The sequence below is a fragment of the Streptomyces sp. NPDC031064 genome, assembly GCF_055570965.1.
This window is the reverse complement of the sequence record NZ_JBVIGF010000006.1, coordinates 93,838-115,360: the sequence shown is the minus strand read 5'-3', so window position 1 is coordinate 115,360 and position 21,523 is coordinate 93,838. Positions and strand designations below refer to the sequence as shown.

The 21,523-nt window shown below is 72.9% G+C and carries 21 protein-coding genes and 1 pseudogene; 8 read left to right on the top strand and 14 right to left on the bottom strand.

From position 1 onward, the window contains the following. Nucleotides 1–192: 192 nt before the first annotated feature. A complete protein-coding gene (locus tag ACZ46W_RS22270) occupies nucleotides 193–477 on the bottom strand; it encodes a GlsB/YeaQ/YmgE family stress response membrane protein (protein WP_468340081.1) in 285 nt (94 codons plus the stop codon). Between the two features lie 252 nt (nucleotides 478–729). On the opposite strand from ACZ46W_RS22270, the gene ACZ46W_RS22265 reads away from it, so the two are divergent. Together ACZ46W_RS22265 and ACZ46W_RS22260 are read left to right on the top strand one after the other, a co-directional pair. After that, on the top strand, nucleotides 730–1,113 hold the full coding sequence (locus ACZ46W_RS22265; protein ID WP_468340079.1) for a hypothetical protein: 384 nt from the start codon (nucleotides 730–732) through the stop codon (nucleotides 1,111–1,113). A gap of 86 nt (nucleotides 1,114–1,199) precedes the next feature. Next, nucleotides 1,200–1,511 (top strand): ANTAR domain-containing protein, encoded by a 312-nt coding sequence (locus ACZ46W_RS22260; protein WP_468340077.1) that lies wholly within the window; start codon nucleotides 1,200–1,202, stop codon nucleotides 1,509–1,511. An 89-nt stretch (nucleotides 1,512–1,600) separates the two neighbouring features. On the opposite strand, the gene ACZ46W_RS22255 is transcribed toward ACZ46W_RS22260, so the two are convergent. Next, a complete protein-coding gene (locus ACZ46W_RS22255; RefSeq protein WP_366127105.1) occupies nucleotides 1,601–2,719 on the bottom strand; it encodes an aminoglycoside phosphotransferase family protein in 1,119 nt (372 codons plus the stop codon). 234 nt (nucleotides 2,720–2,953) lie between these two features. Here ACZ46W_RS22255 and ACZ46W_RS22250 point away from each other — a divergent pair, with 234 nt between their 5' ends. Then, a complete protein-coding gene (locus tag ACZ46W_RS22250; protein ID WP_468340075.1) occupies nucleotides 2,954–4,447 on the top strand; it encodes a DNA-binding protein NsdB in 1,494 nt (497 codons plus the stop codon). A 455-nt stretch (nucleotides 4,448–4,902) separates the two neighbouring features. Here ACZ46W_RS22250 and ACZ46W_RS22245 read toward each other — a convergent pair whose 3' ends face one another. Both ACZ46W_RS22245 and ACZ46W_RS22240 read right to left on the bottom strand, forming a co-directional pair. Further along, nucleotides 4,903–6,345, bottom strand: a complete 1,443-nt coding sequence (locus ACZ46W_RS22245) for a PP2C family protein-serine/threonine phosphatase (protein WP_468340073.1) — start codon at nucleotides 6,343–6,345, stop codon at nucleotides 4,903–4,905. 161 nt (nucleotides 6,346–6,506) lie between these two features. Beyond that, complete coding sequence (locus ACZ46W_RS22240; protein WP_468340071.1) at nucleotides 6,507–7,301, bottom strand: SDR family NAD(P)-dependent oxidoreductase; 795 nt, start codon at nucleotides 7,299–7,301, stop codon at nucleotides 6,507–6,509. A 176-nt stretch (nucleotides 7,302–7,477) separates the two neighbouring features. Between ACZ46W_RS22240 and ACZ46W_RS22235 the strand changes: the two genes are divergently transcribed. Then, nucleotides 7,478–8,497, top strand: a complete 1,020-nt coding sequence (locus tag ACZ46W_RS22235; RefSeq protein ID WP_468340069.1) for an SDR family oxidoreductase — start codon at nucleotides 7,478–7,480, stop codon at nucleotides 8,495–8,497. Between the two features lie 172 nt (nucleotides 8,498–8,669). Then, on the top strand, nucleotides 8,670–9,605 hold the full coding sequence (locus tag ACZ46W_RS22230) for a hypothetical protein (protein WP_468340067.1): 936 nt from the start codon (nucleotides 8,670–8,672) through the stop codon (nucleotides 9,603–9,605). Here ACZ46W_RS22230 and ACZ46W_RS22225 read toward each other — a convergent pair. From ACZ46W_RS22225 to ACZ46W_RS22210, 4 genes are all read right to left on the bottom strand, one after another. Continuing rightward, a complete protein-coding gene (locus ACZ46W_RS22225) occupies nucleotides 9,550–10,821 on the bottom strand; it encodes a cation:proton antiporter (RefSeq protein ID WP_468340065.1) in 1,272 nt (423 codons plus the stop codon). The genes ACZ46W_RS22230 and ACZ46W_RS22225 overlap by 56 nt on opposite strands. Continuing rightward, nucleotides 10,818–11,624: a VOC family protein gene (locus ACZ46W_RS22220; RefSeq protein ID WP_468340063.1), complete on the bottom strand. Its 807-nt coding sequence runs from the start codon at nucleotides 11,622–11,624 to the stop codon at nucleotides 10,818–10,820. The genes ACZ46W_RS22225 and ACZ46W_RS22220 overlap by 4 nt, the downstream gene beginning before the upstream one ends. Before the next feature lie 78 nt (nucleotides 11,625–11,702). Beyond that, nucleotides 11,703–12,584: a ribonuclease BN gene (locus ACZ46W_RS22215; RefSeq protein ID WP_468340061.1), complete on the bottom strand. Its 882-nt coding sequence runs from the start codon at nucleotides 12,582–12,584 to the stop codon at nucleotides 11,703–11,705. A gap of 96 nt (nucleotides 12,585–12,680) precedes the next feature. Then, nucleotides 12,681–13,343 (bottom strand): HAD family acid phosphatase, encoded by a 663-nt coding sequence (locus tag ACZ46W_RS22210; RefSeq protein WP_468340059.1) that lies wholly within the window; start codon nucleotides 13,341–13,343, stop codon nucleotides 12,681–12,683. A 196-nt stretch (nucleotides 13,344–13,539) separates the two neighbouring features. On the opposite strand from ACZ46W_RS22210, the gene ACZ46W_RS22205 reads away from it, so the two are divergent. Further along, on the top strand, nucleotides 13,540–14,487 hold the full coding sequence (locus tag ACZ46W_RS22205; protein WP_468340057.1) for a GNAT family N-acetyltransferase: 948 nt from the start codon (nucleotides 13,540–13,542) through the stop codon (nucleotides 14,485–14,487). Nucleotides 14,488–14,489: 2 nt separating this feature from the next. On the opposite strand, the gene ACZ46W_RS22200 is transcribed toward ACZ46W_RS22205, so the two are convergent. Beyond that, nucleotides 14,490–15,065, bottom strand: coding sequence for a TetR/AcrR family transcriptional regulator (locus ACZ46W_RS22200; RefSeq protein WP_468340055.1), 576 nt, complete (start codon nucleotides 15,063–15,065; stop codon nucleotides 14,490–14,492). Between the two features lie 51 nt (nucleotides 15,066–15,116). Between ACZ46W_RS22200 and ACZ46W_RS22195 the strand changes: the two genes are divergently transcribed. Continuing rightward, on the top strand, nucleotides 15,117–16,016 hold the full coding sequence (locus tag ACZ46W_RS22195; RefSeq protein WP_468340053.1) for a DUF2867 domain-containing protein: 900 nt from the start codon (nucleotides 15,117–15,119) through the stop codon (nucleotides 16,014–16,016). A 4-nt stretch (nucleotides 16,017–16,020) separates the two neighbouring features. Here the strand turns inward: ACZ46W_RS22195 and ACZ46W_RS22190 are convergent, their stop codons facing one another. Next, a complete protein-coding gene (locus ACZ46W_RS22190; RefSeq protein WP_468341127.1) occupies nucleotides 16,021–17,361 on the bottom strand; it encodes a 3-hydroxybutyrate oligomer hydrolase family protein in 1,341 nt (446 codons plus the stop codon). Between the two features lie 456 nt (nucleotides 17,362–17,817). Beyond that, nucleotides 17,818–18,582 (bottom strand): annotated as a pseudogene (locus ACZ46W_RS22185) (extracellular catalytic domain type 1 short-chain-length polyhydroxyalkanoate depolymerase); the annotation flags it as partial. Nucleotides 18,583–19,032: 450 nt separating this feature from the next. Here ACZ46W_RS22185 and ACZ46W_RS22180 point away from each other — a divergent pair. Further along, nucleotides 19,033–19,224 carry a hypothetical protein gene (locus ACZ46W_RS22180; protein WP_468340051.1) on the top strand — a complete coding sequence of 64 codons (192 nt, stop codon included), beginning with the start codon at nucleotides 19,033–19,035 and terminating at the stop codon, nucleotides 19,222–19,224. Between the two features lie 35 nt (nucleotides 19,225–19,259). On the opposite strand, the gene ACZ46W_RS22175 is transcribed toward ACZ46W_RS22180, so the two are convergent. The 3 genes from ACZ46W_RS22175 to ACZ46W_RS22165 all read right to left on the bottom strand — a co-directional run. Further along, nucleotides 19,260–19,616: a hypothetical protein gene (locus tag ACZ46W_RS22175; RefSeq protein ID WP_468340049.1), complete on the bottom strand. Its 357-nt coding sequence runs from the start codon at nucleotides 19,614–19,616 to the stop codon at nucleotides 19,260–19,262. A gap of 52 nt (nucleotides 19,617–19,668) precedes the next feature. After that, nucleotides 19,669–21,402: a ThuA domain-containing protein gene (locus ACZ46W_RS22170; protein ID WP_468341124.1), complete on the bottom strand. Its 1,734-nt coding sequence runs from the start codon at nucleotides 21,400–21,402 to the stop codon at nucleotides 19,669–19,671. A 22-nt stretch (nucleotides 21,403–21,424) separates the two neighbouring features. Then, nucleotides 21,425–21,523, bottom strand: a 99-nt coding sequence (locus ACZ46W_RS22165; protein ID WP_468341121.1) for an RICIN domain-containing protein, incomplete at its 5' end; no start/stop codon positions are given.

Here is a 21,523-nt window from a genome sequence, read left to right as displayed (position 1 = left end):
GCGTCGGCAGCCGGAGCGTGTCTCGTGCCCGGAACGCTCATGGTGACGGCCTTTCCTGTCGTGCCTCTCGTGCTGCGCGTCATACGCGCGGTACGCGCACTACGCGTACCGCGCGTATGACGCGGGGCAGGTGCTTTGCCGGGGATGTACCCCGCCCGGGGTCCACACCCCCGGCCGGATACTCCGTCCGGGTCAGGCGTGCACCCGGCGACCCCCGTGCCCCCGCCCGGTGAACAGCCGGTAGAGGGCGAGAACGATGACCGAACCGATGATCGCGGCGATCCAGGTCGACAGGTCGAAGAAACCGTCGATCGAGTCGACGCCGAAGATGACCTTGCCCAGCCAGCCGCCCAGCAGACCGCCGACGATACCGATCAGCATGGTCACCAGGATGCCGCCCGGGTCACGTCCCGGCATCAGCGCCTTGGCGATCGCACCGGCGAGCAGCCCGATCAGTATCCACGCGATGATTCCCATTCTCGACCTCCTATGGATTTCCGCACGTCCCGCGTCAAGCGGGACATGTCTCCGCGTTGCCGGAGCCGGGGGCGGTAAACACCGGCGTCCCTCACCGCCGGGCTCGGAGGCGAAGGTCCCGGCCCGAAAAGGACCGAAGTCCCGGAACGGACAGGCCGGTCGGCGAGCTTGCCCGCGTGCCCCACCGGCAACACCAACGGCAGCCGCTCACCGCACCGGTCACGGCGAAGCCGACGAAGGAAGAAGCCGCTCATGAAGTGGATGGCCCGCACCAAGGCCCGACTCCTGCACGCCACCGACCTGTTCTGCCCGCCGCGGGTCCTGCCCGCGCCTCCCCCCGAGTCCCTCCACGTCCGCAGCCCGGCCGAGGGCACCCGCTGGACCTGCGTGGCACGGCACCGGATCAGTTGGCAGTACACCGGCGCCCTGTGGCACCCGTGCGATGTGCTCCTCGAACGGCGCACGGACCAGGGGTGGACCCCGGCGGTGCTCCTCGCCGCGCACGTCGACCCCCGCGCCCTGGGCACCTCCGTCGTCGTACCCGACCTGCCCTCGGGGCCGTACCGCGTCCTCATCACCTCACCGGAACTGCCCGACGCGGCGTGCAGCCCGCCCCTGCTGATCAGCCACCCCTGACCCGCCCGCACCGGGTCCCGCCCGACGGACCCCGCCCGACGGATCCCGCCCGACGGATCCCGCCCGCACCAGGAGACGCACCGCACGTGAAGCAGAACGAACTCCTCCGCCTGACCACCGAGGTGACCCAGCTCCGTCAGGCCCTCGACAGCCGTGCCGTCATCGACCGGGCCCAGGGCATGGTCATGGCGCTCACGCCGTGCCCGGCCGAGCAGGCGTGGCAGGTCCTGGTCGAGACCTCCCAGCACGGCAACACCAAACTGCGGGACGTCGCCGCGGCCCTGGTCGGCGCCGCCGCCCACGGCCGCGGCCTGCCACCGGGGCTGCGCGTCCCCTTCGAGCGAGCCGTCCGCCGGGCCCGCGCGGGGGCGCACACCACGGCGGCCGCCGGACGGTGACCGGGCCGGAGCAGGACGGCGACACGACAGCGCGCTGCGTGCCCGGTGTGTCGGCACCGGTCACACAGCGCACTTCCCCCTCGTCGCGGTCAGCGCGTGCCGACCGCCGCGCGCACGGCCCGCCGTGCCAGTGCGCAGTCATCGTGCAGCCGCCGCAGCAGCAGCCGCTGTTCCTCCCCGGTCGACACCGCGCCCGGCGCGGCCGGCACCGAACCGGCGGGCGGCGCCTCGCGTATCGTGCGCTGCACGGCCGTCTCGTACGTACGGATCTCCCGCGTCAGCACCAGCATCAGGTTCACCAGGAACGCGTCCCGTGCCGCCGGGCCCTCGCGCTGCGCGAGCTGACTGATGTGACGGCGTGCCGCGGGGGCGTCGCCCAGCACCGCCCACAGCGTCGCCAGGTCGTACCCCGGCAGGTACCAGCCCGCGTGCTCCCAGTCGACGAGCACCGGACCGGCGGGCGACAGCAGGATGTTGGAGAGCAGCGCGTCCCCGTGGCAGAACTGCCCCATGCCCTGCCGACCGCCCGCGTGCGCCAGGCCGTGCAGCAGTTTCTGGAGGTCGTCCCGGTCCCGGTCGGTGAACAGCCCCAGCTCGTGGTAGCGGGAGATCCGCGAACCGTAGTCCAGCGGGGCGTCGAACGTCCCGGCCGGCGGCCGCCAGGTGTTGAGCCGGGTGATCGCGCCGAGCGCGGCCCGCAGGTCCGCCCGGGGCGGCGCCTCCAGCGGGTGGCGGGTGAGAGCGGCGGCCCGGCCGGGCATCCGCTCGATCACCAGCGTGCAGTTGTCGGGGTCGGCGGCGATCAGCCGCGGCGCGCGCACCGGCGGCCGGTGGCGTACGAAGGCCCGGTAGGCGGCGATCTCGTGCCGGAACCGCTCGACCCACGCGGGGGAGTGGTCCAGTAAACACTTGGCGACCGCGGTGGCGCGCCCGGTGGTCCCGACGAGCAGGACGGAACGTCCGCTGCGCCGCATCACCTGTACCGGGTTGAACTCCGGGCAGATCCGGTGCACCGACGCGATCACCTTCCGCAGTTGCGCGCCCTGGGTGCCGGACAAGTCGATTCTCCCGCTGAGCGGTCCGGCCACCGTCCCCGCCCAGCGCCGGGCCCGACCCGCCTGGGTGGGATCCAGATACGGTCCGCTGCCGGCCGGGACGGTGCGCTGCGGCCGGGGCGGGGCGGACACGGAGGACGATGCTGTGTACATGGGCGAGACAGATCCCTTCGTGTGCCGACGATTTACGTACGCTGCCCCGTCCCGGCAACCGGCCGACACCCTGGGGAATGAGGGCCGGTTGCCGGGACGGGGTGGCGCTTTCCTACCTGACACCCGGGCGCGGGTGGCACACCATCTGGCGGACCCTGGCGAACCCTGGCGAATAGTCGCCAGCCCTATGACAGCGGGTTAGTGTCAAGTCAGCCGAGAACCTGGGGGCTTGACGTGACCGGAGAACCCAACACCCGCCTTGCAGATCTGTTCGGCCTCGCCGGCTGGTCGAAAGGGGAGCTCGCAAGACTCGTGAACCGGCAGGCGGCGGCCATGGGCCACCCCCAGTTGGCGACCGACACCTCGCGGGTCCGGCGCTGGATCGACATGGGGGAGACCCCGCGCGATCCCGTACCCCGGGTGTTGGCAGCCCTGTTCACCGAGCGACTCGGCCGTGTCGTTACCATCGAGGACCTCGGGTTCGTACGACACGGGCGCGCCGGGAAACGGCGGGACGTCAGGAACACCGACAACCCTGACGGGCTGCCCTGGGCGCCCGAGCGTACGGCTGCGGTCCTCACCGAATTCACGGGAATGGACCTCATGCTCAACCGACGCGGCTTGGTGGGCGCGGGCGCCGCGCTCGCCGCAGGCTCCGCACTCACCAGCGCCATGCACGACTGGCTCCACACCGACCCCGCTCTCTCCTCCGACGCCCCCCGCATCGACGACCCCCTGCACGCCGACCCCGCCGGGTTCGACCGCTACGAGGCCGCCCCCATCGGGTCGCAGGAGATCGAGGCGCTGGAACGCTCCGTCGAAGTGTTCCGCGCCTGGGACGCCGCCCGTGGCGGCGGGCTCCAGCGCAAGGCCGTCGTCGGCCAGCTCAACGAGGTGGGCGGCATGCTCGCCTACCGCCACCCCGACCACCTCCAGCGCCGGCTCTGGGGGGTCGCCGCCAACCTGGCGGTGCTGGCCGGCTGGATGTCCCACGACGTGGGCCTGGAACCCACCGCCCAGAAGTACTTCGTCATCGCCGCCCACGCGGCCCGGGAGGGCGGCGACCGGCCCCGCGCCGGCGAGGCACTCTCCCGCGCCGCCCGCCAGATGGTCCACCTGGGCCGCCCCGACGAGGCCCTGGACCTGATGAAGCTCGCGAGGTCCGGCTCCGGCGAGGAGATCCTGCCGCGTACGCAGGCCATGCTGCACACCATCGAGGCCTGGGCACAGGCGTCCATGGGCCGAGGCCAGGCGATGCGCCGCACCCTCGGCGAGGCCGAGGAGCTGTTCGTCTCGGACAAGTCCGACGTGCCCCTGCCGAGCTGGATGCAGACCTTCAGGAGCGAGGACCTGTACGGCATGCAGGCGCTCGCCTACCGGACGCTCGCCGAGCACGAACCCGCGGCGGCCAAGCAGGCGCAGTACTTCGCGCAGAAGGCCCTGGCGCTGCGCAACGACGGCAGGCAGCGGTCGAAGATCTTCGACTACCTCTCCATGGCCTCGGCCTGCTTCATCGCGGACGACCCCGAACAGGCCGACCGGTACGCCAGGCTCGCGCTGATGTCGATGGGCGAGACCTCCTCCCAGCGCACCTGGGACCGGCTGCGGGAGATGTACCGGCTCACCGGGCAGTACGCGGGCTACTCGAAGATCGAGGACCTCCGCGAGGAGATCCAGCTCGCCATGCCCAAGACGGCGGCGAAGCGGCCCAGGCGCGGCCAGGCCTGACCGCTCTCACCGCATCCCACCGGCGGCCAGGTGCGACCGCACCTGATCCCGTCCCACCGTACGAGCCCTGGCCGGACGCCCCGGCCCGACCACCGACTCACGCACCTCGCCCGGCGGACGCCCAGCTCCGGCCGCCGGCTCGACCACCCGCCCCCACGCGTCCTCGCCGACGGCCCTGACCAGCCGTCAGCCCAGCGGGACGCGACCGACGACCGCGACCCTCAACGCAACACGCCCACGCGACGCCGCCGACGACCGCGACCCTCAACGCAACACGCCCACGCGACGCGACCGACGGCCACGACCGACGGCCACGACAAGCCGTCACGACAGCGCGCGTCGCACCCCCCACGACCACGACCGACCCTTCACGGACCGACCGTTCAGCACCACCGACCCTTCGCGCCCGCGCCCACGCACCATGACCGTACGGGCCATGGCGCATGGGCCCGGACTCACGACCGGCCGCTGACCCGGGCGACCATGACGCACGCGTCGCCGTCGCGCGACGAGCGGCCGAACTCCTCGACCACCGACCGTACGCACTCCTGCGCATCGCGCGCCCGGGCGAAGCGCGGTGCCAGGTCCAGCAACCTGTCCCTGCCGGAGGCGTCCCGGGTCAGCCCGTCCGTGTGCAGCACCAGCACGTCACCGGGCAGCAGTCGGACCTCGGACTGCTCGTACGCCGCGCCGGCCGTCGCCCCGAGCAGGGCGCCCTCCGGCCGTGACAGCTCGTGCCCCGTCCCGTCGCGGAACAGCAGCGGGGCGGGGTGGCCCGCCTGCGCCCAGGTGAGGGTCCGCGTCCTCGGGTCGAAGCGGCAGCACACCGCGCTGCCCAGGGCGGGCTGCGAGGAGGAGTCCAGCACCTGGTTGAGGTAGCCCATCAGGGCGCCGGGGCGGATTCCGGCGACCGCCATGCCGCGCAGGGCACCCAGCAGCATCGCCATCGTGGACGTCGCGGACACCCCGTGCCCGGTCAGGTCGCCCACGGTCAGCAGGGCGTCCCCGTCGGGCAGCTCCAGCGCGTCGTACCAGTCACCGCCGATGGTCGCGCTGGTCCCGGACGGCAGGTACTGCCCCGCCAGGTCCAGCCCGGCCGGCCCGCCGTGGGGGAAGCCGGAGGAGCCGCGCCACGGTGGCAGGACCGCCTCCTGCAACTCCACGGCCATCCGGTGCTCGGTGCGCTCGATGTGGTGGGCGCGCTGGAGCGAGTCGCGTGATTCGCGCACGGCCCGCTCGCTGCGGCGCAGTTCGCTGACGTCCCGTAAAACCGCCCACATCGACGCGGTGCACCCGTCGACGTCGAGAACGGGCTCGCCCATCATGTGCAAGGTGCGTACCCGGCCGTCCGTACGGACGATCCGGAACTCGCCGTCGATGGGCTTGCCGTCGATCAGGCAGCCCGTCACCATCGCCGTGAGCAGCGCCTGGTCCTCGGCGAACACCATGGAGGGCAGCTCGTCCAGGGTCATCGGCCCGGTTTCCGGGGAACGGCCGAAAATGACGTACAGCTCGTCGGACCAGCTCACCTCGTCGGTGAGGAGGTTCCACTCGGCGCTGCCGACCCGGCTGAGCAGCGACCCGGTGGGCGGCGGGTCGGCCGGTGCGCCGTCGTCGGTCTCCACGAGGTCGTACGGCTCGGCCGGCTCCGTGAGGCCGTCCGGGACGCCTTGCTTGAGCTGGCCCAACTGGGCGCCCAGGTCGTCGAGTTGGTGGACGGCGAGGTCGCACAGCGCGCGCTGCCAGCGGCCCTGCGGGTCGTCCTCGTCCGCCACGGCGTCCCGGCGCACGGCATCGACGTCTCCGCGCAGCCGGCGAGTCTGCGAGATCAGGGCGTCCAGCGTGCCGCGCTCGGGCGGCTGTGGGGCGGGACGGTCCGCGAACAGATGGGACGGCATGTCGTACTCCGATACGGGCGCGGCGCGGCCAGGGTCTGAAGTTGAGGACCGGTTACGACTGTTGCACAGGCGGAGACCGCCTGTAAGGGGTTTGGCAACACTCGATACGGTGGTGCTTGTGGCATATGCCAAAGGCGCGGCGAGAACCGGCCACCGGCGGCTCACGGCAGGATCGAGTCCACGTACCCGCCGTCGACCCGCAGTGCCCCGCCGGTCGTGGCCGACGCCTGCGGAGAGCTCAGGTAGACCACCATGTGTGCGATCTCCTCGGGCTCGATCAACCGCTGGAGCAGCGACTGCGGCCGGTGCTTGCGCATGAACACGCGCTGTGCCTCGTCCCAGGCGAGGTCCCGGTCCACGAGCTCGTACACGAAGTCCTCGACACCACCCGTGTGGGTGGGGCCCGCGATGACCGCATTGACGGTGACACCCGTGCCGGCGGCCTCCTTGGCGAAGCCACGGCTCACCGCCAGCAGGGCCGTCTTCGACATGCCGTAGTGGATCATCTCGGCCGGGATCACGACGGCCGAGTCGCTGGCGATGTACTGCACCCGCCCCCAGCCACGGCCCGCCATGCGGGGCAGGTACGCACGGGTCAGCCGCACCGCCGAGAGCACGTTCACCTCGAAGTACCGCCGCCACTCCTCGTCCGTGATCTCCAGGGCCGGCCGGGGCTCGAAGACGCCCAGGTTGTTGACGAGGATGTCCACCTCGGGCAGCAGTTCCACGGCCAGCTCGGCGCCCTCCTCGGTCGCGATGTCCGCGGCGACGGGGACGACCTCGGCGTCGGGGACCTCCGCCCGCAGCCGCTTCACCGCCTCCGTGACGGTGTCCGAGGTGCGCCCGTTGACCGCCACCGTCGCCCCCGAGCGCGCCAGGGCGGTGGCGATCGCCGCGCCGATGCCCTGCGTCGAGCCGGTGACCAGCGCCGTCCTGCCCGTGAGGTTCACATGCATCCGCCCGGTTTCCCTTCTCGTGTGCCGTCCCCCGCGTCCCATGGTGCCCTTCCGCCGTTCCCCCCATGCCCGGTCCGGGAGTGATGCGGAGTCCGTACAGCGGGTACCCGGACCTTCCGGTGCCGGGTGCCCGGCCCGGGACCGAGGAGAGCCGTCGGAGGGCAGGAGCCGTGAATATGAACGCCGGGAAGCGGGTCGTCGTCACTGGGGCCACCGGAAATGTCGGCACCAGTGTGGTGGCGGCCCTCGCCGATGACCCACAGATCTCGTCCGTGCTGGGCCTGGCCCGCCGGCTGCCCGGCTGGTCGCCGCCGAAGACCGAATGGGCCGAGGTGGACCTCAGGGAGGAGAACGACCTGGTGCGGCACTTCGAGGGCGCCGATGCCGTGGTCCACCTGGCCTGGGCCTTCCAGCCCACGCACGACCCCGTCGCCACCTGGCGCACGAACGTCCTCGGCAGCCTCCAGGTGTACCGGGACGTGTCGGCCGCCGGAGTGCCCGCGCTCGTCCACGCCTCGTCGGTCGGCGCCTACTCGCCCGGACCGAAGGACGGCGCGGTCGACGAGTCCTGGCCCACGCACGGCTGGCCGGGGGCCGCGTACTGCCGCGAGAAGGCCTACCTGGAGCGGGTTCTGGACGCCTTCGAGGCCCGCAACCCCGGTGTGCGGGTGGTGCGGATGCGCCCGGCGTTCCTGTTCAAGGAGGAGTCGGGCAGCGAGCAGCGGCGGATCTTCGCCGGCCGCTTCATGCCGGGACAGCTCGCCGGTCCCAAGACCATCCCGGTCGTCCCCGACATGCCCGGCCTGCGCTTCCAGGCCCTGCACACCGACGACGCCGCCCGGGCCTACCGGCTCGCGGTCACCAAGGACGTCAGCGGCGCCTTCAACCTGGCCGCCGAGCCGGCCCTCGACGCCCGGCAGCTCGCCGACCTCCTCGACGCCCGGGTCGTACGCCTGCCGCGCCCGGCCATCCGGGCCGCGCTGGCGGCCGGGTGGGGATTGCGCCTCATCCCCGCCTCGCCGCAGCTCTTCGACGCCGTGCTGCGCCTGCCGATGATGGACTGCGCGCGGGCCCACGACGAGCTGGGCTGGCGCCCCGAGCGCACCTCCCTGGAGGCCATCGAGGAGATGCTGCGGGGCATGCGGAGCGGCGCCGGCATGGACACCGCCCCGCTCACGGGCCGCAAGGTGAGCTGACCCGGCCGGTTCGCACCGGGCGCACCCCCGCGCACGGTGGCCGATACGTCACCACCCACACGGGTGACAGGTGACGGGACCGCCCCCAGTGGGCAGACCGACAGGAAGAGCGGGACGCCTGGGCGTCCCGGCTCGCACTCACACCCGGTCGGTTCGGTGAAGGGGGCCCACAGTGCCGGACAGGCGTCCTCGCGGCTATCAGCCGGACTGGCAACCCCGCCCCGCGACCCAGGAGCTGCTGGCCGCCGTCGAGCTCATCCTCGGCAGATACGCCGCCCAATTGCCCCTGACGATACGTCAGATCTGGTACGCGGCCGTGTCCCACGGCGTCCTCGCGAAGCAGGAGCGCACGTACAAACGCCTCGTCGACCTCCTCGGCATGGCCCGCCGCGCCGGCCGGATCTCCTGGCTGGCGATCCGCGACGGCACGGACGCGGCCGTGGAACCCGTGGCCTACGACGGCCCGGACGGGTTCCACCGCGCGCAGTTGGACGCCGCCCGCGGCTTCCGGCTCGACCGCCAGGCCGGCCAGGAGGCCCGGCTGGAGGTCTGGTGCGACACGGCCGGCCTGGTGCCGCAGCTCGCCGCGGTCACCGACCCCTGGGGCGTACCCGTGTACGCGTCCGCCGCCGGGTTGTCCGCCAAACGCGCCGCCGCCCAGCGGGCGGCCGTGGGTGGCCACGCCGCCGTGCGGATCATGGTGATCGGTGACTGGGACCCCACCGGGCTGCACCTGTTCACCGCACTCGCCGAGGACGTCACCGCCTTCGCCGCGCTCGACGCCCCCGACGTGGCCATGCGCTTCGACCGGCTGGCCGTCACCGAGAGTCAGATCGCCGAGTACCGCCTGCCCACGGCCCCCGTGAAGGCCAGTGACCGGCGCTCCTTCCCCGGCACGTCCACCACCCAGGCAGAGGCGCTGCCGCCCGACGCGCTGGCCGCCCTGGTGCGGGACGCGATCAGCGGCAGCCGCGACACCGGCGTCCTGGGCGACGTCCTGGAGCGCGAGGAGGCCCAGCGGCGCGCCCTGCTGGAGAACCTTCCCGAGCAGATCAGGGCGGCTGACCGGCCGGCCCCCTTCTTCCCCGCAGCCGGTCCAGGCGGCTGATCACCGGGGTGGCCGTCACCCCGTGCAGGACGACCGAGGCCAGGACCGTGAAGGCCACGGCCGCCCACAACTGCCGGTCCAGCCCGCCGAAGTCGTCCTGCCCCAGGGCGTACGCCAGGTAGTAGAGCGATCCGATGCCCCGCAGCCCGAACACCGCCGCGACGGCCCGTTCGCGCGGCCCGGCCGCCGAGCCGATCTGCGCCAGCCAGCCGGTGGCCGGGCGGACGACCACCAGCAGCAGCACCGCGACGGCCGCCGCCTCCCACGTCAGGGCCGCGAGCCCGCCCCCGGCGACGTACCCGCCGAGCAGGAACAGCAGGAACGCGGTGAGCAGCCGCTCGATCTGCTCGGTGAACTCGTGCAGCACCTTGTGGTACCCGTGACTGCGCTCGGCGGCGCGCAGGGTGCAGGCGGCGACGAACACCGCGAGGAAGCCGTATCCGTGCAGCAGCTCGGCGACCCCGTAGGACAGGAACGTGGCCCCGAGCGCGACGAAGCCCTCCATGTGCTCCGAGAGCCGCAGCGCGGCCGCACTGGCGCGGAAGAACATCCACCCGAGCAGCTTGCCCACCACCACCCCGGCCGCGAGGCCGATCGCCACCCTGCCGAGCGCGTCGAACGGCACCCAGCCGCCGATCCACCCCGCCGACCAGCCGGTCCCCGCCGAGGCGGCCAGCGCGACGGCCGCGAGGACGAACGGGAAGGCGAGCCCGTCATTGAGCCCCGCCTCGCTGGTGAGCGTGAGGCGTACCTGGTCCTCGTCCTCCTGGGCGTCGGTCGGCTCGCCCACCCGCACCTCCGCCGCCAGCACCGGATCGGTGGGCGCCAGCACCGCGCCCAGCAGCAGCGCCACGGCGGGCGGCCAGTCCAGCAGCGCCCACGCCAGCACGGCCGTCGCCACGACCGTCAGCGGCATGGTGACGCCCAGCAGTCGCCAGGTGCCCGCCCAGGAGCGCGGTCCGGGCGGCCGGTTGATGGCCAGCCCCGCGCCCATCAGCGACACGATCACACAGACCTCGGTGATGTGCTCCACCCACATCCGGTCCGCGACCGGGTCGACCGGGGCCACCGGCAGGGGCAGGAGCTGCACCGCGACGCCCGCGGCCAGGAACACCATCGGCATGGAGAACGGGCGGCTGAAGACCACCCGCGGCAGGACGGCGGCCGCCAGGGCGCCGACGCCGAGACCGGCGTACACCAGGTCGGAAAAGGTCATTCAGTCAGAGTGCGCGTGGTGACCGTGAACAAACCGCCGTCGGGGTCGCGGAGGGTGGCCTGGACGCCCGGGTCGTACTGGACCACGGTGCCGCCGTGCCGCTGGGCGACCGACACGCAGGCGTCGACGTCGCGGACGGGGAAGTGGACTTCCCAGCGGGGCCGGATCGCCGGGTCGGGAGCGGCCTCCAGGGCGCCGGAACTGAGCCGGGCGACCACATGGCCCGCGCTGCGCAGCACGACTTCCTCCTCCTCGTACTCCACGTCGCAGCTACCGGGCCGGCCGGACGCCCAGTCGAAGACCTCTCCGTAGAAGATCGCGGCCTCGAAGGCGTCCCGGGTCTGGAGCCGCAGCCAGGCGGGCGCGGCCGCGCGCCAGGTCTCCCAGCCCGACAGGAGCTGGCCCTCCCAGATGCCGAAGACCGCGCCGTCCCGGTCGGCCGCGAGCGCGCCCCGCCCGACGACGAACCCGACCGGCCCGACGGCGACCGTGCCGCTGCGCTCCCTGATGCGGGCCGCCGTCTGGTCGGCGTCCTGGACGGCGAAGTACGGGGTCCAGGCGACGGCCACCTGGAGGGCGGTGGCCAGTGCTCCTATCCCGGCGACGGGCTTCCCGTCCGCCACGGCGACGCTGAACTCCTTGCCGAGCCGCGCCGGCCGGAACTCCCAGCCCAGCACCGCGCCGTAGAAGTCCTGTGCGGCGTGCAGATCGCGGGTCATCAGGCTGACCCAGCAAGGGGCACCGAACACGGAGCTGCTGGACGTCACACCTGACGCCGTGGTCGCTGTCGGCTTCCTGTTCATGTCCACAACCGTCCCGGTGTCTTCCGCCTTTGCCCGGTGTCCATACTTGCACTGTTTGTAGGAGATAGCCCTTTTGGTTCAGCGGCGCCCTCGCGGCAGGCGCAGGCGGCTGCGCCAGCGCTCCCACCCCCGGGCCAGGTGCCAGCGCTCCTCGTACAGCAGCCGGCCCACCAGTGCGCCGCCGAAGACCACGAAGCCGACGCCCACGAGCCAGGACTGGACGACCAGGAACGTGCCGACGGGCCCGTACGCCACCGCGTTGGAGGCGATCAGCGGGGAGAAGACCAGCCGGGAGAAGACCCGCAGCCCGGCCAGCCCGATCACGGTGCACAAGGCGCCGGGCAGCAGGGCGCGCCAGGGCAGCCGGCCGCCGAGCAGCAGCCGCTGGGACCACCAGAAGAACAGCACCGCGCTGGCGAAGGCGAGTGTCACGCGCCAGACGAGGTCACCGCCGGTCGCCGGGCGGGAGAACACGTCCGCCGACAGCAGGAGGTAACCGATGAGCAGGGCGAGCCAGACCGCGTGGCGCCACATCGTGTGCCAGCGGGCGGCGGACAGCTCCCACACCTTCTCGTAGCCCGTCTGCACCACACCGCCGAACGTCAGACCGAACACGGCGGTGGCGGCGATACCGAACCCGGTGATGGACTCCAGCGCCGCGCCCGGCGGCGCGAACAGTCGTTCGACCTCGTCCGTCGAGCCCTTGGCGACGCCCAGGCCGTCCGAGAGCCACTGGGCGAACCCGGTGCCGCCGGCCGGGTCGGCCGCGGCGATCACGATCAGCAGCGGGACGAGCGTGAGCAGCCCGAGTGCGGCGAACCCCATCGAGCGGTGCATCAGCTCCAGGTCGGTGCCCCGCCGCCAGCCACGCCCGGCGGCCGTGCGGTGGAAGGCGCCGTGCAGCCGCCGGGGCCACCACGCGTGGGCCCCGCCCTCGGCGCCGGGAGACTTCTCGGACATGCACCTCGCATACCCGGCGGCGGCCCGCGGGGTGCGGGTGGGAGCGGGGGAGGGCCCGAATGGACGCCTCCGCCCGCTTTCCCGGAGGGGCCGCCGTTACGACAGCCGGCCGTCGTAGTCGGGCAGCTTGAACGTCTTCTCGGCGTGGCCGCCGACGAGGTCGGTGGGCCGGTTGCCGATGTTGGCGATGATCGTGTACCCCTTCGCCTCGATCTCGGCGCGCTTGGCCGTCTTGTACGCGCTCACCTCGTCGAACAGGTCCGGGAGGTCGCGCACGTACAGGCCGTCGACGGGGTAGCCGACCGCCCTGAGGTTGTACGCGGTGGGCGCGTGGAGGATGCCCGGCCGGGCGGTGACGAAGAAGACGTCCACGCCGCGCGAGTCCGCGTACCGGACCAGGTCGAGGACCGGCCGGACGGCCGGTGTCGGGTACTCCCAGAAGTAGTGGAAGTCCGTCTCCAGCGAAGTGTTGTCGATGTCGAGGACGAGGGCGAGCCGCCGGCCGGAGGGCGACGCGGTGCGCTGCTCGATGTAGGGGCGTGCCTGGCCGAGCGCGGCGGCCACGTCGCGCTGCCAGGTCGCGTAGTCCACCCCGGCGAGCTGGGCGCCGGTGCTCTGCGTCGCGACCCGGGCGGCGGATGCCGGGGCGGAGGCGGGGGCGGCCGTGGCCGGGGTGGCGGTCGTGGCCGTGGTCGCCGTGGTGACGGCGAGGGCGGCGACGGTGAGGGCCGCTCGTGCTCTCCATCGAGCTGCATGCATGGGGGGTCAACTCCTAGGGGGGTGGGGATCGGTGGAGATGTTGGCATGCTCGCGCTCAATGATGGACGGAATGAGGCCTTCCATCTACTGGTCGGTAGCCATTTGGTGGTTCGTGAAATCCGGGCGCGGGATCAGGGGAGCAGCCCGGGGCGAAATCCGTTTGCGCGGTGGGCCGTCGGACGCGGACAGTGTCCCGATGCAGACGGGACCCATGACGACCGTCCGGGCCGCCCGGACCGATGACGCGCCGCAGATCTGCGAGCTGCTCAACACCATCGACACGATCGAGATCGGCGCCCCCGAAACCGATCCGCACACCGTCGAGGCCGACCTGACCCACCCGGAGGTGGACCTCGGCCAGGACTCGTGGCTGGCCTTCGAAGGTGACCGGCTCGTCGCGTACGCACTGCTGTGGAACGACTCGGGCGCCGAACGCGTCGACATCGACCACTACGTGCTGCCCGACCACCAGGCCGCCGGCGAGCGGCTGCTCGACCTCGCCGAGGAGCGGTGCCGGGCCAAGGCGCGGCACAACGGCGCCGCCCGGGCCGTGGTCCACCTCCACCTCAACCAGCGGCCGACCACCGACACGGCCATCCTCACCCGGCGCGGCTGGCACACCGTACGCCGCTACCAGGTCATGGTCCGCGACCTGACACCCCACCAGGAACCGCTTCCCGAGCCCCCGGCCGGGGTGACCCTGCGCGCCTGCACCGACGAGGACGGCCGGCGGCGCGCCCACGCCCTGGTCGAGGAGACCTTCGCCGAGCACTTCGACCACCAGCCGCGCACCTACGAGCAGTGGCTCGACGACATCGACGCCGCACACCTGGACTGGTCCCTCGTCTGGATCGCCACCGTGGAAGGCGTCGGCGACGCCGCCGTGCTGCTCTCCCGCAACGACCGCGCCGGCATGGGCTGGGTACGCAACCTCGGCGTCACCAAGGCCGTGCGCGGCCGGGGCCTGGGCGGCCACCTGCTGCGCCACGCCTTCGGCGTCTACGCCGCCCTGGGCCGCGACACGCTCGGGCTCGGGGTCGACACGCTCAACGAGAGCGGCGCCCTCAGGCTGTACGAGGCACACGGCATGCGGCTGCACTACGCCGTGGACACCTGGGAGGTCACGCTCCCCGTGACGGGCTGACCTCAGGGGCGCAGGAGCGTCTCCAGGACGGAGTCCAGGTACGCCGGGTCCGACGGGACGGCCTCCGGGACCGCGTGGACGAGCTGGGTGTGGCCCAGGTAGGCGGTGTACGCGAGCAGGCCGCGCCGGGCCGCCGCCGGGGGCGGGAAGCCCAGGTCCTCGAAGAGGCGGGCGACATAGCCGATCCGGCGCTCCGTCACCCGCCGCAGGACGTCGGCCACGTCGGGGTGGTCGGCGGTCGCCAGGAGCGAAACCTCCAGGGGGTCCTCGACCGCCTCCGCCATGACCGTCCGGAACAGCGAGCGCAGCCGGGTCTCCGCGTCCGGTTGGCGCTCGGTGGCCGCGATGATCCGCTCCGTGGAGATCTCCTCCCACCGCTCCAGCGCCGCCCGGACGAGGGCGTCGCGGCCGGTGAAGTGCCAGTAGAAACTGCCCTTGGTGGTGCCCAGCCGCGCGGCCAGCGGTTCGACCGCGACGGCCGCCAGGCCGCCGCCCTCCGCCATCGCCGCGAGGGCCGCGTCGGCCCAGTCCTGGGCGGTGAGGCGCTTGCGGGCGCCGGCCGGTCGTTCGCGCGTCATGACCGTACGCTAGCGTATGGAGAAACATACGCTCCCGTATGGAGGTGCGGCATGCGCACGGTCCGCAATGTCCACGCACGCGTCATCGAGGCCCCCGCCGAGCGGGTGGGCGCCCTGCTCGACCGGATCGCCGCCGACGACGACCCGCTCTTCCCCACCCCCGCCTGGGTACCCATCCGGTTCGACCGGTCCCTCGGCGTCGGCGCCGACGGCGGCCACGGCCCCATCCGGTACCGGGTCACCGCCTACACCCCGGGCCGCAGCCTCCGGTGCGACTTCTCCCCGCCCTCCCACGGCTACCACCGGCTGGACGTCGAGCCCCTCGGCCCCGGCCGCTGCCGCCTGGTGCACACCCTGGAGCAGCGGCAGGGACCGGGCCAGGCGCTGATGTGGTCCCTGTTCATACGCGCCCTGCACGACTCGGTGATCGAGGAGCTCTTCGACAACGCCGAACGCGCCACCGGCGGCACCACCGCCGCCCGCCCCGTCACCCGGTCGCCCTGGGTGCGGCTGCTGCACCGCCTGGAACACGCCCGGCCCGTCGCCGCCCCCGTACCCGCCGCCGCGCGGCTCGCCCGCACCGCGTTCGACCGCCCCCACTTCGCCGACGCCTGGTCCATGCCGCTCCTCCCCGGCATGGACCGCGACCCGCGCGCCTGGCGCGGCGTCCTGCCCTTCCCCGTCCAGGCGGTCGAGGGCAACGAAATCCTCCTCGGCCAGGACGCCCCCCACCTCGACTTCCGCGCCTCCCTCCTCGTGGAGGACCGGAACGTCACCCTCAGCACCGTCGTCAGGACGCACAACCGGCTCGGGCGGCTGTACTTCGGGGTCGTCCGCCACGCCCACCCGGTCATGGCCCGGATGATGCTCCACCGCACCTACCGCAGGCTCGCGCTCGCCGCGCCGACGGCCGGGGAACGGCACTGGACGCGGGAGACCACCCGGCGCTGAGGCGTCAGAGCCGGCAACCGGCCAGCAGGGCCGCCGGACCGGCCCCGGCCGGCATGGGCACGGTCCGGCCGGCCGGCGGCCGCAGGCCGCGCCCGACCCAGTCCTCCAGCGCCGTGAACGCCGAGCGGTGACACGGCACCAGGGGCCGCAGCCGGCCCGGGAACGCGTCGACCAGGGAGTCGGTGTGGGTACCGCCCTCGATGCGGTAGTAGCGGTGCAGGCCGCCGCGCCCCGCTTCCCGCACCATGCGGGCGTACACGTCCGAATCCCGGCCGATGGGCAGCAGGACGTCCAGCGTGCCGTGCACGGTGATCAGCGGCTTGCCGATACGGCCCGTCAGGGCGATGCGGCCGACGGCCTCACGGACCTCCTCGGGACGGGCGCCGTAGTCGTAGTCCGCGTCCGCCCCGGCGTAGCCCGGGTCCAGCTCCTCGCGGTACAGACGCTGCGTCAGACCCCAGTAGTACGCGTGGTGGTACGGCCACAGGAACTCCGACCCGGCCGGGTATCCGGCGGCGTGCATCGCGTCACGTGCCGCCCCCGCGCCGGGGCCGCCCGCCTCGTACGCCGGGTAGTGGCGCAGCGCCTGCGGCAGGAAGGTGAACAGGTTCGGGCCGTCCGCGCGCCACAGGGTGCCCTCCCAGTCCACCCCGCCGTCGTACAGCTCCGGATGGTTCTCCAACTGCCAGCGCACCAGGTATCCGCCGTTGGACATCCCGGTCACGAGGGTGCGGGCGGCGGGCCGGTGGTAGCGCTGGGCCACCACCGCGCGGGCGGCGCGGGTGAGCTGCGTCAGGCGGGTGTTCCACTCGGCGATGGCGTCGCCGGGCACGCGCCCGTCACGCGGGAACGACGTCCCCGTGTTGCCCTTGTCGGTGGCGGCGAACGCGTACCCCCGCGACAGCACCCAGTCGCCGATGGCCCGGTCGTTGGCGTACTGCTCACGGTTGCCGGGCGTCCCGGAGACGACCAGGCCGCCGTTCCACCGGTCGGGCAGCCGGATGACGAACTGCGCGTCGTGCTTCCAGCCGTGGTTGGTGTTGGTGGTGGACGTGTCGGGGAAGTACCCGTCGATCTGGACGCCGGGCACGCCGCTGGGCGTGGGCAGGTCCTTGGGCGTCAGCCCCGCCCAGTCCGCCGGGTCGGTGTGCCCGGACGCCACCGTCCCGGCGGTGGTCAGCTCCTCCAGGCACGCCACCCGCTGGTGCTCCGCGCCCGGGACCCTGAGCGTGCCGGAGCAGGCGGTAGTGGCGGCGGCGGTGGCGCAGCCGTCGTCCGCGAGCGTGTAGTGGCCGGCGGGAGATTCCTTCAGGGTGTGCGTGACGAACGTGTTGTACAGGCCCATCGCCTGGTTCGAGCCTTTGGCGTACGTGTATCCGCCGCTCGTCGTCGCCCGGCCGGCCCGCACGTGCTCGTAGTTGCTGCTGGTCCAGCAGGCGGCCGGGGCACCGCCGGAGGTCCGCGCGGTGACCGTGCCGGACAGGGCGCCGGGGCGGCCGTCACGGTCGCGGGCGGCCACCGCGTAGGTGTGGCTGGAACCGGGCGCGAGGCCCGTGTCGGTGAACGGGGGAGCGGCGGGCGTCGCGACGGGCGCCCCGTCGCGGTGGACCGTGTAGCCGGCGGCGCCGGTCACGGCCGACCAGTCGAGGGTGATCGACGTCTCGGTGGCCCCGGTGGCGGCCAGACCCGCCGGCGCGGGCAGGCCCCCCGTGTCCGGCGGGTCACCGGCGCCGTCCAGCCCGAAGAAGTCCACGATCCAGTGGCTGGAGCAGATCGTGTCCAGGAAGTACGGGGCCGTGGCACCACACTGCTGTGGCCCCGTTCCCGGGTCGACCGGGGTTCCGTGGCCCATGCCCGGCACCCGGTCGACCTCCACGGCGACCGTCCCGTCCCCCGTCACGTACTGCTCCTGACGGGTGGAGTTGGGGCCGATCAGGCCGGTGCGGGTGGGCGTCTGCGACAGGCCGTGCAGCGCGGTCCACTGGTCGCGCAGCTCGTCGGCGTTGCGCGGCACCACCGTGGTGTCCCGGTCGCCGTGCCAGATCGCCACCCTCGGCCACGGGCCCGTCCAGGAGGGGTGGGCGGCGCGCACACGCCGGGCCCACTCGGCAGGGGTCAGGTCCACACCGGGGTTCATGCAGGAGTACGCGGCGGCGGTGTCCCTGGCGCAGTCGTAGGGCAGCCCCGCGACGACCGCACCGGAGGCGAAGACGTCCGGGTAGGCCGCGAGCATCACCGAGGTCATCGCGCCCCCGGCGGACAGGCCGGTCACATGCGCCCGCCGCGCGTCGGCGCCGTACGCCGACACGGCGTGGGCGACCATCTGGCGGATCGACGCCGCCTCGCCCTGGCCCCGGCGGCTGTCGGAGGTCTGGAACCAGTTGAAGCACTTGTTGAGGTTGTTCGCGCTGTTCTGCTCGGCGAGGACCAGCAGGAATCCGTGCCGGTCGGCGTACCGCGCCAGCCCCGAGCTGTCCGCGTAGACCTGCGCGTTCTGGGTGCACCCGTGCAGGGCGACCACGACGGGCGGTGCGGCGGGCAGCGAGGCGGGGCGGTAGACGTACATGTTCAGGGCGCCGGGGTTCGCCCCGAAGGCGGTGACCCGGATCAGGCCCACGGCGGCACGGGCGGCCGGAACGGGGCCGGTGAGGGCGGCGAGGGCCGCCAGGACCAGGACGGTCAGCACGGCGAGCACGCCGTGTGGACGGCGTGGGGTGTCGCCTCCGGTGGGCCTACGGCGGACGAAGGAGGGGGGCATGGCGGCTCCTCGGTGGTTTTCCGCACCGTAGGACTCCCCGGATACCGCCCGGTATGGCAGGGCGCACCACAGTCACCGGTGCCGGGGGCGGAGGCCGGGGGATTGCGCCCCGTCCCCGTACCTGCTAGTCGCACCCGCCCAAAGCGGGCCCCGGGGCGGGCTGCGCGCACCGCACCCGATCATCCCCCGTACACTCGTCCACCGCTGCCCGCAGCGGCGGTGAGCGATCAACACACGTCTTCGGAAAGGTATTTCGACATGGACTCCGCCGTGCGAGGCGACGCGCCGATCTACGACAGCCTCATCGAGGAGCGCGGCGACGTTCCCGCCGACGTACGCCGCGTGGCCGAGGAGACGCTCAGGCAGCTCACTCGCGCCCTCGACTTCGGCCCCGTGGGCCGCTCATCGGGCTACCCAGGCATGGGTTTCCCGCCCCCGGCATCGATATGAGACCCATATCGATGTACGTGTCATCGATATGAGTCTCACGGCTGCTCGTCGACGAGCCCGCAGACCCAGGCCAGCACGTCGTGCACGCCACGGACCTGGGCCGCGCGCTCGGCGCTCTCCGTCGGATCGCCGAGCTGCACCACGGCCGCGTCCAGCTCGGCCGTGAGCAGGTGGCTGGACGGAACGCCACCGAGCACGGTGGCGCCCGTCACCGGCGCCTCGGCGGCCTGCCCGAGCGCCCACTCGTAGGCCGCCACGGCGCCCAGCGAGAACGGCGTCCGCAGCCCGGGCGAGGCCGTCTTGTGCTCCAGCCGCTGGTAGGCCGCCTCGACCTGCGCACGGGGCCTGGTGCCGATCATCGCGTCCTGATTGCGTTCGGAATCCACTGCCATACGTGTACGTCTCACCGCAGCGGCCGATGCGATGCCCCCGAATCGCGAAATTTCAGGGCAGGGTCCATTTCTGGTTGGGTCCGGTGTGGCAGGTCCACAGGTGCAGGCGGGTGCCGTCGTTCCAGGTGGCGCCCTCGGCGTCGAGGCATTTGCCGGACCGTGGGTTGCGCAGGGTGCCGTCGGTGTGGGGCTGCCATTGCTGGGCGCCGGTGTTGTTGCAGGTCCAGAGCTGGATCCTGGTGCCGTCGGTGGTGGCTCCGGCGCTGACGTCGAGGCACTTGCCGAGGGCCCGGAGGGTGCCGTCGCCGGGGAGGGTCCAGGTTTGGGCGGCGGTGTTGTTGCAGGTCCAGAGCTGGATCTGGGTGCCGTCGGCGCTCGCGCCGTTCGCAACGTCCGCGCACTTGCCGTTCACGCCCCTGACCGGCCCCGTCCGGGGGCCCGGCGGCTGGGTGCCGCCGGACGTCTTGACGCGGACGTTGCGGAAGGACACCCGGTCGCCGTCACCGTGGTTCTGGAGGCCGATGTGCCCCTGCGCGAGGCTCCGCGCCGGATCGGTGTTGGTGAAGTCGTTGATCTTGCGGCCGTTGAGGAAGACCTCCAGCCGCTCACCGGTCACCCGGAGCTCGTACGTGTTCCACTCGCCGGGCGGGTTCAGCGCCGCGTCACGGGCCGCCGTGTCGGCCGCCTTGAAGCCGTACACCGCGCCCGTCGTACGGTCCGCGCTGTCCGTCGCGTCGATCTGCACCTCGTACCCGTTGTTCACCGCCGACCAGGGATCGTCGGAGGCGGGGAAACCGATGAGGACACCCGAGTTGTCGTCCCCCTCCACGCGCCAGTCCAGCTTCACCGAGTAGTCGCCGGTCAGCTCCCTGGCGGAGTACCACAGCATCCCCAGCCCGCCCTGTGACGTGAGGGTGCCGTCGCTCAGCGTGAACGGACCCGGGCCGGCCTGCTTCCAGCCCGCCGTGCCGGAGCCGTCGAACAGCGGGACGTACCCCGTCTCCGGACGGCAGTCGGCCTCCGTCATGCCCGCCGCCCACCGGATGCCGCCGAGCAGGTGCCGCCGGAAGGCGGCCTCCGTGTACGACTCGTCCGTGTGGCCGCCGCCCGTGTAGAACGCCCGGCCGCCCCGGTAGTCCTTGCACCAGGAGATCGGATGGTCGCCGGACATGTTCCCGCCCGTGTAGGTGGACTCGTCGAGCGAGGCGAGGACGTGCGCGGTGGCACGCGGATTGGAGCGGTAGTTGTACCACTCGTCGAACCGCTGCCAGGTCGCGCCCAGGTGCGCCGTGGCGTCGTGCGCGCGGTCCTCCACCTTCACGGTCGCCGTCTGGTTGTGCGGGTGGGAGTGGAACAGGGCCCCGGCGAGCCCGGCGTAGAAGGGCCAGTCGTACTCGGTGTCGGCGGCCGCGTGGATGCCGACGTAGCCGCCACCGCCCTGGATGTACTGCTCGAACGCGGTCTGCTGCGCCGCGTTCAGCACGTCACCGGTGGTGGAGAGGAAGACGACGGCCCGGTACCGCGCGAGGTTGCCGGCCGTGAAGGCCTGGGCGTCCTCCGTGGCGTCCACGGTGAAGTTGTTGCCGCCGCCCAGTGCGCGCAGCGCGGCCAGACCGTCGTCGATGGACGAGTGGCGGAAGCCCGCCGTCTTGGAGAACGCGAGGATCCGGTACGCCGGGTCGGCGGCGGCCCGGCCCTGCTCGGTGAGGGCCACCGCCGGGCCGGCCGACGCGCACAGCAGCGCGCCCGCGAGCCAGCAGCCGACCCTGGTGAGAGTGGTACGCATCATGGTTACGCCTCCTCTCCTGCTACGGCAGGGTCCATTTCTGGTTGGGTCCGGTGTGGCAGGTCCACAGGTGCAGGCGGGTGCCGTCGTTCCAGGTGGCGCCCTCGGCGTCGAGGCATTT

Coding starts and splice junctions, on each gene's coding strand:
- ACZ46W_RS22270 (WP_468340081.1), bottom strand. CDS start 477: ATGGGAATCATCGCGTGGATACTGATCGGGCTGCTCGCCGGTGCGATC.
- ACZ46W_RS22265 (WP_468340079.1), top strand. CDS start 730: ATGAAGTGGATGGCCCGCACCAAGGCCCGACTCCTGCACGCCACCGAC.
- ACZ46W_RS22255 (WP_366127105.1), bottom strand. CDS start 2,719: ATGTACACAGCATCGTCCTCCGTGTCCGCCCCGCCCCGGCCGCAGCGC.
- ACZ46W_RS22245 (WP_468340073.1), bottom strand. CDS start 6,345: ATGCCGTCCCATCTGTTCGCGGACCGTCCCGCCCCACAGCCGCCCGAG.
- ACZ46W_RS22240 (WP_468340071.1), bottom strand. CDS start 7,301: ATGCATGTGAACCTCACGGGCAGGACGGCGCTGGTCACCGGCTCGACG.
- ACZ46W_RS22235 (WP_468340069.1), top strand. CDS start 7,478: ATGAACGCCGGGAAGCGGGTCGTCGTCACTGGGGCCACCGGAAATGTC.
- ACZ46W_RS22225 (WP_468340065.1), bottom strand. CDS start 10,821: ATGACCTTTTCCGACCTGGTGTACGCCGGTCTCGGCGTCGGCGCCCTG.
- ACZ46W_RS22220 (WP_468340063.1), bottom strand. CDS start 11,624: ATGAACAGGAAGCCGACAGCGACCACGGCGTCAGGTGTGACGTCCAGC.
- ACZ46W_RS22215 (WP_468340061.1), bottom strand. CDS start 12,584: ATGTCCGAGAAGTCTCCCGGCGCCGAGGGCGGGGCCCACGCGTGGTGG.
- ACZ46W_RS22210 (WP_468340059.1), bottom strand. CDS start 13,343: ATGCATGCAGCTCGATGGAGAGCACGAGCGGCCCTCACCGTCGCCGCC.
- ACZ46W_RS22205 (WP_468340057.1), top strand. CDS start 13,540: ATGCAGACGGGACCCATGACGACCGTCCGGGCCGCCCGGACCGATGAC.
- ACZ46W_RS22200 (WP_468340055.1), bottom strand. CDS start 15,065: ATGACGCGCGAACGACCGGCCGGCGCCCGCAAGCGCCTCACCGCCCAG.
- ACZ46W_RS22195 (WP_468340053.1), top strand. CDS start 15,117: ATGCGCACGGTCCGCAATGTCCACGCACGCGTCATCGAGGCCCCCGCC.
- ACZ46W_RS22190 (WP_468341127.1), bottom strand. CDS start 17,361: ATGGGCCTGTACAACACGTTCGTCACGCACACCCTGAAGGAATCTCCC.
- ACZ46W_RS22180 (WP_468340051.1), top strand. CDS start 19,033: ATGGACTCCGCCGTGCGAGGCGACGCGCCGATCTACGACAGCCTCATC.
- ACZ46W_RS22175 (WP_468340049.1), bottom strand. CDS start 19,616: ATGGCAGTGGATTCCGAACGCAATCAGGACGCGATGATCGGCACCAGG.
- ACZ46W_RS22170 (WP_468341124.1), bottom strand. CDS start 21,402: ATGCGTACCACTCTCACCAGGGTCGGCTGCTGGCTCGCGGGCGCGCTG.